The following is a 7,673-nucleotide window of genomic DNA, read 5'->3' as shown; positions in this document are numbered from 1 at the left end:
TGCAGCCAGATGCGCAGCCTGCTCAAGGCCCTGGACGCTCGTCGTCCTGAAGCCGAAACCGCAACGCTCCGAAAGGCCGCGTAGCATCATCCAATTGGAACCGTCACCGGTCTCGGTTCAACAGGGAACGGGACAACGCCCGATCTGGGGCTCCCTGAGTTTGTACGCCTCCCTGGCCTGGCGCACCTGCTTGCTGGCCAGCCCTGTGTTCAGGGCCATGGTCCGTCGGGCCAGATCCATGATCTGGAGCAACGAGGCCCGCCTGGCCATGAGGCTGCGGGCATCGCGCAGGAGCGGAGGCACGTTGGCATACGTGGCACGGAACAGGCCGTCACGCTTGGCCTGGCGCAGGATCGAGGCCGCGGGCAGAACCTTCGAGTGCCACGCGCGGCTGGCCGGCGGCCTATGCCAGCGCACGAACACCGGGGCTTGGCCATCGGCTGTCTTCTGACGCGACCGCCGGAACCGGATCGAAACCTTCCCGTCCGCAGACGGCTGAGCCCGGTCCAGAAGGTGAGCTATACGGAACAGCTCGGTGTCGATCTCGAAGATGGCCTGGAAGAGCCCTCCCAAGACCTCGTTGGCGCGGGCGTACTGGGCCGTCGGCGGGAGCGGCTCCGGCCCCAGGCCGGCGGTCGGAAACCGGAATCGCGACGCGGGGGGATTCCGCTGCGGCAACATGCACCTCACTACTTAGGGATTCACTACTTAGGGACCCCAATATTCTGGGCAGCCTGCAAATCATACCCCCCTCACTAGCGATCATAACGATGTTTCTGTCGAACCAGGGGTACTAGCGTAGCAAACCTGAAACTCCCTAAGTAGTATCTTGCTTAGGTAGATACTGCTTAGGTCAAAGTAGTATCCCCTTATGCAGTCACCGCTTAGGGCGCATCAGTACGCTCTTAAGCAGCCACCGCTTAGGGCACGGTAGTGCCTCCTTATGTAGTGACCTCTTAGGGCACGGTTGCGCGCTGCATGAAGCGGGATCGTCGGAGTGCGTGCCAGCCACAGCGGGCCGTATGCGTACGGCCGGGTCACCTTGACGGAGCGACCACGGTAGCGATGTCGGCGATCAGGTGGCCGGTGCCAAGCGGTGCTACGCAACGAATCGCAGGCAGCATGGCCAACACACCATCGGCGGACCGCGCCTGCTGAGCGCTGCTTCACCGCCCCGCGCCGAGCTCACCACAGTTATGCTGATTCCAGGAGTTACGACCTCTCGTGCCTCAACGGACCCAGTAAGCCCATATGCAGTTGCTCGACCACTTGCCCAAGGCAGCAATCCTCAAGGCGTACGAGAGGTCACCAGGCCGAGAACTCGACGGCAAGGCAGACAGCCCCGAGTCGTCTTCCGCCTTGGTCGCCAACAGCTTCGGCTACTTCATCGAACGGGAGGGCCAGCTGCCACCGTTGCCGGGTTTGGCTCACGCGGGCTGGCCTGCCCGACAGGTCAAGTTGGAAGCCAACCTGCGATTTCCCTGGTCTGGTGGCATGCATCCTTGGCTGGATGTGCGCATCGACACGGACACACACACCGTGGGCGTCGAGTCCAAGCGCTACGAGCCCTACAGAGGAAAGCATGCGCCGTCGTTCTCGGCAGCCTACTCGCGTGATGTGTGGTCGCCTGACATGGCACCGTACCTTCGAGCGATGGAGAGACTGCAGTCGGACGATCTCGACTTGCACGCGCTCGACGCTGCGCAGCTGATCAAGCACGCGCTCGCCCTTTCTACGCACTGTCTGAAGTCGGGCCGACGGCCGGTCCTCTACTACCTCTTTGCTGACCCATCATCCTGGCCAGACGGTCGGCCCATCCCCGAGGCTGCTCGAGCTGCCCACCTCGATCACGTCGTGGCCTTCTCGAGAGAGGTGGCGGGCGCTCAAGTCGAGTTTGTGTGGGGTACCTACAAGCAGGTCGTCGACTCCTGGGCAGCCGTCTCGCCTGGCTTGCGTGCACATGCCGATGCGGTGAGCGAGCGGTTCTCGTTGAGTTGATCAGCGAGGTTCCCGCGAGGCCGGACTGCCGCGGCGCCTAGTCGGTGAGCAGGGGCTCCCAGTTGAGCAGTTCGGCCAAGCGACGCACCACCCATCGGGACTCGTCCCTGGACAGGACCTCTTCCGACGCGGTCAGGCCCTGGAGCACCTTGGCGAGCACGTCCTCCTGGGTCACCTTGCCGTCGTGCACCAGCACCTTCATGCGGTTGGCGCGCCGCTTGGCGAAGAAGTAGGCGTGGTTCGGATGCGCGGCACCGAAGATGCCGACCACGCAGGCCAGCCCAGCCTCGGTTCCGAGTCGCATGTCCAGGGGCTGAACCGTCAGCCAGATGGCGTCGACCCGGATCACTCGAGCAACTCGCGCACGAAGCCAGCCAGGTCGCCTAGTGCCGCCTGCGGCCAGGCGATGCCCACTGTCACTGCACCACGCCGGATGTCCAGGCGGAAGCCGGTCTTCACCTCCTGCGCAATACAGGCGGGCAATGCCAGCGGCACGAAGGCCGCAGTCAACTCGGGCGACCTCTCCACAGCGATGCTGGGCAACGGCGCAGTCCGCCGTGCCGCTCCAGCTGAAGCCAGCGGTGCACGACGTTGTCGTCGATGCCGTGCGACATCGCCACCTTGGCCACCGACATGCCGGGCTCGTCGCATTGCGGCAGCACCATCGCCTTGAACTGCGACCTGTACCGCCGCCTCGTCTGCCCGCTCTTGCTTGCCATCGTGTCCACCTACTCCTACGTGGACACGATCCTTCAGACCTCAGGGCCAAGCTTCAAGATGACTTGGCCGGGCAGATCCAGCGGACCGCGCTCTTATCGCCGACTTCTGTACAACGCGCCCCTGTGCAACAACAGCGGAGCGCGAAATGAAGACGGTGATCGGGTTGGACTTGGGCTGCACACCGTCGGGTTCGAAGTCGACGCCGCCTGTGGCTGACATGGTAAACAAGAGGCAGTACAGGCCGTTCGCCAAGATCGCGCCTGACCCTCAGCGCCAGAGCCAGCAGGTCCGGGTTCGGTTCGACCCCAGGGACCCTACGGCCGAGCCCATCCTGGTGATGCTCGAGCGCACCGCGTTCGGCGAGACCCGCACGGTCGTCGCCCAGGCCCTGCGTATCGGTGCGGCCGTCAAGCTCGGCGAGGAGCCCTTGACCCCCCCGCCTCCCTCCAGGAAGAAGCCCTTTGGTTCCCGGCGCTTCGTCTCAGTGAAACGGGAGGAGCAGAGCCTGCGCAGCCGTGAGGACCTGTACACGATTTACGACCCTCGCCAGCCTTGGAACAGCCACCTCGAGGCCATCGTCGCCCGCTGCGAGTGGGGCGAGACGAACAGGACGTTGCTCCAGATGCTCATTGACGGGCTGCGAGCCATGGGCTTCACGAGCAACGGGAGTCCAGCAGGCCAAGCTGCGACCGCTCAGCCGGGACCGGCAAGCCCCGCGGCGGCAGTGGAACCTGCCACGCCGCCGGCCCATCCACCGCGGCCAGCTCGCCAGCAGTCGGCCTGCGTGACTATCGGCGTCGATCCGAGCCGGGTGCAACCTCGGACAGTCTCCCCAGCCGTCAACTCTCTCATTCGGGGTGCCGGCCGGCGTGCCGACCAGGGATGACTTCCAACCTCAAGGGGCTGCCAAGCGACATGCGAACTGAAAAAGTTGCGCGGCCCGAGTTCTTATACACGCTGTACCTAGACTGGCCTATAAGCGGTGTGGACTGACACGACGGCGAGCAAAAGTCAGCCTACACCCGCGAGGCCCAAACCGACAACGCCAATGTCGGCCCGGAAAAGAAAAACCCTCAACAGCCGAAGCGGTTGAGGGTTTTCAGGGAAACAGCGGGAACCGCGCCAACGGTTCTTGCCCCGCTTAGAGGTAGGTGACGCGTGACTGACGACCAACTCTCTGGTCGCCAATGTAGACATTCGCTTGCAGTTTTGCAAGCGCCCCTGTCCACACCGAGGCGACCACGGTGTCAGCGGCGGTAGCGCAGACATCCAGCCGGCAGGACCCCGCCGTCCTGGCAGGCCCGGCCCCCGCCACGCCGGCGCAGTTCCTGAACTGGCTGCATGGCGACCTCCGGCACAGGATCTATGTAGTCAGCCGCGTCGAGCGCGAGGACGACCCCGGGGCGTTGGTCTTCCGGGACCACACGATCCGACGCGACGACCTGCAGTTTCAGCTTAGCTGCCCCGATGTCTGGCTGGAGAGCCCAGACACCTACGTGATGATCCACGAGACCCGCCGGCAGCGCCTGGCCAGCGACGTGGTGTGCCTCAAGGCCTTCGTGGTCGACCTGGATTGTCACGGCGTAGACGATCCTTCCCCCGAGGCGGCGCTCGAGCAGGCCCTGGCCAGGCTGGACGCGGCCGGTCTGCCCAGGCCGCACCTGTGCGTCGAGACCGGCCGCGGAGTGCAACTCATCTGGCGCGTCGGCAGGGTGGGCCTGAGGAAGTCTCACCGTAACGCCCAGGTGCGCTGGGCCAAGACCCAGCACGCACTGGCCAGGATCTGCGGCCCGCAGGCCGACACGTCGCTGGTCGACCTCCCCCGGGTCATCCGTCTCCCCGGGACGCTGAACAGCAAGGCCGCCGCTGAGCGGCGCCTGACGCGCAGCAGCTGGGTCCCTGGGGCGAGCCCCCGTGACTACTGCTTCGACGAGCTCTGCGATGCCGCGCTGGGAGTCGCCAGGCGCGACTTCGTAGCGCGCTACCTGCCCAAGCAGCCGGCCAACGACCAGCCTGCAGCCGGCGCCCAGGGCGCCTCGGGCACACTCTCCGAGCCTCGGCCTGCCAGGAAGCCGCGCAAGGCCGCAGGTGCCAAGGGCGCCACGGCCGGCTTCGAGAGCCTGGCCACCATCGCCGCGGCGCGCCTGCGCGACCTGGACAAGATCGCCCAGCGCTTCTTCCTGGCAGGCATCCCCGAGGGGTTCCGCGACCACTTCATCATGGCCGTGGCCACCGACATGGCCTGGGCGACCCCGCTGCAGCAGGCTGACGCCTTCGGCGACCTGGTCATCCAACGCCTGCGGCTCATGGGTGCGGTGGTCGACGAGCGCACAACCGGGGCCTGCCGCGGCCGCATCAACGCCGCGCTGTCCGTCACCGAGGCACGGCGCAGTCTTGGCAGCGTCGTGCAGCGCTTCCGGGACGCGGCCGCCGGCGCGAAGGTGGAGTTCGCCGGGCAGCTGCGCGATCCGCGCTACTGGTACGGGACTGAGAGGAAGTGGGCGCTGCTCGGCCCGATGATCTCCAGCGACCACGAGCTCCTCGATCAGCTCGAGGAGCTGCTGCCCAGGCACCTGCGCCAGGCCAGGCCGAAGCCCGAGCAGGGGACAGACCCCCAGGCCAAGGGCGCTCTCGCCGCGCGGGATCGCGTCGCTGAGGGACGGTACAAGCGCGCCAGGCCGACCTTGTCGCATCGCGAGCAGGCCCTGGCAGCCCTGGACGGTGGCGTCGATGTCAAGGAAGCAGCCTCCCTGGTAGGAGTGAGCACCCGGACGATCTACAACTGGTTGGCCAGACGTTCCGGGGAAGACGCCGTAGAAGCCGCTCAGTCCACGCCCCCGGCCGACGTGCCGGCCACCGACTTCCTGGCGCCCGAGCCGCCGGCGGGGCAGGGGGCTGATGCCGCCGCGGTTGTGAAAAAGCGCCCGTTCCCCTATATGGCTTCGCCCGGGGTTTTGCAGGCCCCTCCCGCCGCCTCGCAGGTGCCCGGGGCTGGTGTTCCTGGTTCCGGACAATCTCAATCCCTGGTGGGGCAACCGGAGTGTGGGCAACCCGCAGGGTTGTCCATCACGGAGGGCGTCAGTGCCGGGGGTGGGCAACCCCAGGACCGGCTTGCCGGCCATCCACAGGCTTGTCCTGTGGATGGTGGGGTTGTCCATGCCCGCGAGGACCGCGGTGCGGCGGGTGCCGAGGGTGGGGGTGCGGGGGAGGGGGACGGGCCTGGCCGGGCACAGCCGATCCAGGCGAAGGGGAGAGTGCAGGACGCGCCCGTCTACTTGGCGTCCCGTGGCGCGGTGGCCGCACCGAGCGCGCCGTCTATTGGGGCAGTGCTCTCCGCGATGGCCAGGGCCGGCCGTCTGCCCTGGCGTGGAGGACCCTCAAAAGAACCAGCCGCCAGCGCCGACGGCAGCCCAGCCTAGAGCTCGGGCTTCATGCGTTCGGTCGATCCTGACTGCCAAAGAACGATGCTCAAGGAAGAACCAGTGCTCAAGATCAGTCTTGGACGCCGTCTCACTCGGCCCGTTTCGGTTTAGACAGGATGCGCCCGCGCCGCTGCCTGCGCGAACGGCAGGACGTACTGTGATCACGACATCAGATTCGAATGCTGCGAATATTGCGATTGAGGCGTACAGTAGCGTTCTTCTTGCACTCAGCCGGCCACAACCCCTGGAGACCCGATGTCCACGCGGGACCTGCTCGAACCCCTGGCCTCCGAGCGGGAGGCCGAGATGGCTAAGGTGGCCCAACGCTGCCTGATGTCCGCGCTCGATCACTCTCGCGCGCAGCGCATCGCACTCGTCGACGAGAAGGGGGAGATCACCGACGCGCCGGTGCTGGAACTCCCGCCGCAGGCCTTGCGCTTCTTCGCGGAGATGCTCGGCATGATGGCGCAGCGCCGCCCGGTGATGCTCGTGCCGCAGAACCACGAGCTGACGACCCAGGACGCCGCGGCGCTGCTCAATGTCTCGCGCCCCTTCGTGATCAAGGAGATCGAGGCCGGCCGCTTGAAGTGCCGCAAGGTCGGTCGCCACCGCCGGATCGAGTTCGAGGAGCTGCGCCGGTACCAGGCGGCGCAGCGCGCCCAGTCCGAGGAGGCCCTCCAGAAACTCGCTGACCTGTCCCAGGAACTCGGCCTGGGCTACTGATGGCCGGCTCGTCGCAGTACACGGCGGTCCTGGACGCGAACACGCTGTACCCGGCGCCGCTGCGCGACCTGCTGCTCAGCCTGGCGGTCGACGGCCTGTACCACGCGAGGTGGACAGCCCGGATCCACGAGGAGTGGGTCCGCAACCTGACCCGCAACCGGCCCGAGCTTGAGGCACAGCTCGGCGCTCTGGTCGAGCTGATGAACCGCTCGGTCCCCGACTGCCTCGTCGAGAACTTCGAAGGCCTGATCGCCGGCTTGGTCCTGCCGGATCCCGATGACCGTCACGTGCTGGCGGCCGCCATCGCCGGCCACGCGGACGCGATCGTCACTTTCAACCTCAAGGACTGCCCGGCGGACGCCCTCGATCCGCACCTGATCGAAGCGATCCACCCGGACGACTTCGTTCTGAACCAGCTCGAACTTCGCCCTTTCGAGGCGCTGGCGGCCGTCAAGAAGATGCGCGTGCGCCTGACCCGGCCACCGCAGTCGGCTGCCGAGCTGATCGCGACGCTGGAGCGCTCGGGCCTGGCGGCCAGCGCGGCGCACCTGCGCCAGGCTCAGGCCCTGCTCTGAATCTGCTGGTGGCGCCCTGCTCCGGCGCCCTGCCCGGCTTCGGGAGGCAGTTACTACCTTGATAAGTCTTGGCATCAAGGGTCAGCAAGAGATCGCAACTGCATCGGGGGTCGACTCGTGTTCAGTGCAATAGGTGACCGTGCGGGAACGCGACAGATTCAGCTTGGGCCTCTGGCGTCCACACATCCCGCGGCCTTCCCGGCAGCCGGAAGGTAGCGATTGCCTCTCTGACGTC

The 7,673-nt window shown here is 66.5% G+C and carries 9 protein-coding genes; 5 read left to right on the top strand and 4 right to left on the bottom strand.

All coding sequences use genetic code 11. The annotated features are described in order from the left end of the window. Positions 1–117: 117 nt before the first annotated feature. Positions 118–681, bottom strand: coding sequence for a hypothetical protein (locus tag O9280_RS16375; protein ID WP_298345290.1), 564 nt, complete (start codon positions 679–681; stop codon positions 118–120). A gap of 570 nt (positions 682–1,251) precedes the next feature. Between O9280_RS16375 and O9280_RS16370 the strand changes: the two genes are divergently transcribed. Continuing rightward, a complete protein-coding gene (locus O9280_RS16370) occupies positions 1,252–1,998 on the top strand; it encodes a hypothetical protein (protein WP_298345286.1) in 747 nt (248 codons plus the stop codon). A gap of 37 nt (positions 1,999–2,035) precedes the next feature. Here the strand turns inward: O9280_RS16370 and tnpB are convergent, their stop codons facing one another. The 3 genes from tnpB to O9280_RS16355 are packed head-to-tail and all read right to left on the bottom strand — an operon-like array spanning position 2,036 to position 2,717. Further along, a complete protein-coding gene (gene tnpB, locus O9280_RS16365) occupies positions 2,036–2,347 on the bottom strand; it encodes an IS66 family insertion sequence element accessory protein TnpB (RefSeq protein WP_298345282.1) in 312 nt (103 codons plus the stop codon). Then, entirely contained in the window at positions 2,344–2,508 is a 165-nt protein-coding gene (locus tag O9280_RS16360) for a hypothetical protein (RefSeq protein WP_298345279.1), read from the bottom strand. The genes tnpB and O9280_RS16360 overlap by 4 nt, the downstream gene beginning before the upstream one ends. Then, positions 2,505–2,717 carry a transposase gene (locus O9280_RS16355; protein ID WP_298345276.1) on the bottom strand — a complete coding sequence of 71 codons (213 nt, stop codon included), beginning with the start codon at positions 2,715–2,717 and terminating at the stop codon, positions 2,505–2,507. Before O9280_RS16355 ends, O9280_RS16360 begins: the two co-directional genes overlap by 4 nt. A 146-nt stretch (positions 2,718–2,863) precedes the next feature. On the opposite strand from O9280_RS16355, the gene O9280_RS16350 reads away from it, so the two are divergent. The 4 genes from O9280_RS16350 to O9280_RS16335 all read left to right on the top strand — a co-directional run bounded on the left by O9280_RS16350 (position 2,864) and on the right by O9280_RS16335 (position 7,438). Continuing rightward, positions 2,864–3,604 carry a hypothetical protein gene (locus O9280_RS16350; protein ID WP_298345272.1) on the top strand — a complete coding sequence of 247 codons (741 nt, stop codon included), beginning with the start codon at positions 2,864–2,866 and terminating at the stop codon, positions 3,602–3,604. A 358-nt stretch (positions 3,605–3,962) separates the two neighbouring features. Continuing rightward, complete coding sequence (locus O9280_RS16345) at positions 3,963–6,137, top strand: helix-turn-helix domain-containing protein (RefSeq protein ID WP_298345268.1); 2,175 nt, start codon at positions 3,963–3,965, stop codon at positions 6,135–6,137. Between the two features lie 258 nt (positions 6,138–6,395). Further along, positions 6,396–6,863 carry a helix-turn-helix domain-containing protein gene (locus O9280_RS16340; RefSeq protein ID WP_298345266.1) on the top strand — a complete coding sequence of 156 codons (468 nt, stop codon included), beginning with the start codon at positions 6,396–6,398 and terminating at the stop codon, positions 6,861–6,863. Beyond that, the gene (locus O9280_RS16335; RefSeq protein WP_298345264.1) at positions 6,863–7,438 is read left to right on the top strand and encodes a PIN domain-containing protein; all 576 of its coding nucleotides are present in this window, start codon (positions 6,863–6,865) and stop codon (positions 7,436–7,438) included. Before O9280_RS16340 ends, O9280_RS16335 begins: the two co-directional genes overlap by 1 nt. Positions 7,439–7,673: the final 235 nt, after the last annotated feature.

This window comes from Silanimonas sp. (genome assembly GCF_027531545.1).
In the GTDB taxonomy this organism is placed as follows: domain Bacteria; phylum Pseudomonadota; class Gammaproteobacteria; order Xanthomonadales; family Xanthomonadaceae; genus Silanimonas.
The sequence above is the reverse complement of the archived record's forward strand: the minus strand, read 5'-3'. Positions and strand labels throughout refer to the sequence as shown.